This is a genomic window from Ligilactobacillus equi DSM 15833 = JCM 10991 (genome assembly GCF_001435735.1).
Lineage (GTDB): Bacteria > Bacillota > Bacilli > Lactobacillales > Lactobacillaceae > Ligilactobacillus > Ligilactobacillus equi.
On the sequence record NZ_AZFH01000144.1, the window covers coordinates 1 to 2,511 of the forward strand.

Annotated in this window: 3 protein-coding genes; all 3 read left to right on the plus strand. The window is 35.8% G+C overall.

The genetic code is table 11. The annotated features are described in order from the left end of the window. The first annotated feature begins 198 nt into the window (after nt 1–198). Nucleotides 199–591 (plus strand): hypothetical protein, encoded by a 393-nt coding sequence (locus FC36_RS08080; protein WP_155889665.1) that lies wholly within the window; start codon nt 199–201, stop codon nt 589–591. Between the two features lie 175 nt (nt 592–766). Then, the gene (locus FC36_RS08085; protein ID WP_025021565.1) at nt 767–1,105 is read left to right on the plus strand and encodes a hypothetical protein; all 339 of its coding nucleotides are present in this window, start codon (nt 767–769) and stop codon (nt 1,103–1,105) included. A 239-nt stretch (nt 1,106–1,344) separates the two neighbouring features. After that, nucleotides 1,345–2,307 carry a zincin-like metallopeptidase domain-containing protein gene (locus FC36_RS08090; protein ID WP_056986827.1) on the plus strand — a complete coding sequence of 321 codons (963 nt, stop codon included), beginning with the start codon at nt 1,345–1,347 and terminating at the stop codon, nt 2,305–2,307. Nucleotides 2,308–2,511 lie beyond the last annotated feature (204 nt).

The following is a 2,511-nucleotide window of genomic DNA, read 5'->3' on the forward strand; positions in this document are numbered from 1 at the left end:
CTAAACACTACTTAGTGTTCCCAGAAACCCGTCACTTTAGTGGCGGTGTAGTTCATACGCAGGTTTTGGTGTTCTGTCAAAGCTTGTCATCCCTCCTGTATACGTCATAATTAGAACATGTAAGGTTAACTTATAACTAAAAAGCACGTGTGAGGAGCGAAATGTGAAATGAAATTATTGCTTGTAGACGGTGAATTAATGACCGAAGAGTATTGGGACGGTGTAATAATTCCAGAAGAACAAGTAGATATTGATATTGTCAAAGCTAAGATATCAGAATTCCAAAGAGCAGTAGACAAATACAATGCTACCCCTATTAAACAAAGGGATTGGCGTACGTTACCTGAGGACTATACGCCTATCTGGGTTGAAGATACTTTTGAGTTAACCGTCGCTGTCATTGAGGAATTTGTCCGTGATTATGAAGTTGGTGCTGATATGATTGATGCAGAAGATTGGTATAGTGAGTTAGATTTACCTGTTCCTGATGATTTAGCAACCGTCAATGTAAAAGTATGTATTGCTGTTAATGATAATGGGGACTGGTATACATACACACCAAGAGAGTTTACCAGATACTTCCTAATGTGAGAGTAAAGCGTATAGTAGAAACTATACGCTTTTTTGGTATCTAAATTATTGATATATCAACATCTGTCAAAGCTTGTCAGTCCTGTGAGGGATGCCATAATAGGGATGTAAGGTTGAGAAAGCGAAAGGCTTAAAACCTAAATAATCTAAAAAACAAAAGAGCGAGGTAATCACTATGTACGATTATGAATTAGAATATTTTGAAGGATTCCAAGAATTCAAAAATGCTTATCCTAAACTTGCTAAAGAGTTGGTAGATAGTACAAGCTATGATGATTTAGATTGCGACATTCTCTACTTCCCTACCAAGATTGAGTTTGCATACCGAGAATTGGAATCAGAGATTGACTATAAGAAGTGTGAAGGTATGGCGCTTACTGAAGAACAAATTGAAGAAATCGAGGATAACATTGAGGCTTATGCTAACAGGGTTGTAGATGAGATGGATGGCAGTTGCTACGCCTTATTAGATAACGGCGCTGTAATTGGGACAACCGATCCTTGGTTTGCATAAAAAGTATTAGCCCCTGCTTGCTCTGCAGGGGCTTTTTATCAAAATTATTGATTCACATCCCCCTACTTTAGGAATGAACGTATCAAGTAAAAAACTGGAATAATCCTTGATATACCAACGTCTGTCAAAGCTTGTCAGTCCTGTGAGGGCTGCCATAATAAGGATGTAAGGTTGAGAAAGCGAAAAACTCAAAACTAAATAAAAATAATCTAAAAAAATAAAAAAGCGAGGAAAAAATTATGTTAACAGAAGCACAAAAATTACAAAAACAAAAGGAATTAGAAAAAGCTCAAAAAGATGTTATGGAAAGCATCGAGAAAGCAACTAACAGTCCTGAAGATATGAAAGAGTTACTAACTTTTTTGTCAAAATACAGTAACTACAGCATTAAAAACCGCATCTTATTACACCGTCAAGGTGCTAAAGCGGTCAAAAGTTACAAGGGGTGGCAAGATGCAGGATATCAAGTTCAAAAAGGTGAAAAAGCATTGAAAATTTGGACGCCAGTAGTTATCAAGAGTTTTGTAAGCAATGGTAAGAAAAAGAGTTTAAAATATGCTACTAAGCAAGAAAAAAATTTGATTGCTCAAGGAGTTTTACCAGTTAGTACTTGGGTTACATTCAATTTACGGGCTTGTGTGTTTGATGCTTTACAAACCGATATGCCTGATGATGAGTTGCCAAAATTGTATGCAAACAAGCATATTGACCGTGAAATTGACACTCAAAAAGCTCAGGAGATAATTTCAAGCGTTGAAAATGTAATAAATCGATTGGGTGTTACTTTAGAAAATCCTGCTCTCGAAGAATGGAATGGAGGATTTGCCAAAGGTTACTATGTTCCAAGTTCCAAAAAAATCGTTATGAACCCTAAAAATACGGATTATGAAAAAATAAACGTATTGATTCATGAAACGGCTCACGCAATTCTTCACTCCAAAAATGAGAATAAGGTCAGCAAGGAATTGGGGTTGAAATTAGATGAAAATAGTTATGAAATTGGAGAGCTACAAGCAGAAATGACTGCGTATTTAACGGCCAAAAGTTTAGGAATGGAAAGCGAAGAGGATTCAGTTTCTTATATGGCAGGGTGGACAAAAAATGGCTTAAAATTTAAAGAAATGGGATATGAGAATCAAGAAAAAGTTTTAGATGATGTTGTGAAAGTATCAGATTATATTTTAGAAGAAATTGTTAAATAAAAATTGAGGCGTGAGCCTCTTTTTTGTTTGGGTTAAAAAATTTAGGAATTTCAAAAGAAATATGAAAAAATTTGAGATATGCTTTTGAGGAAATATCAAGCGAGGACAAAAATAAATGCGAGCAGAAAATAGTGAGTGAGGGGGTCAGAATGACCCCCGAACGAACGGACTATTAGTTTATAAACTAATAGTCCGTTCGTTCGG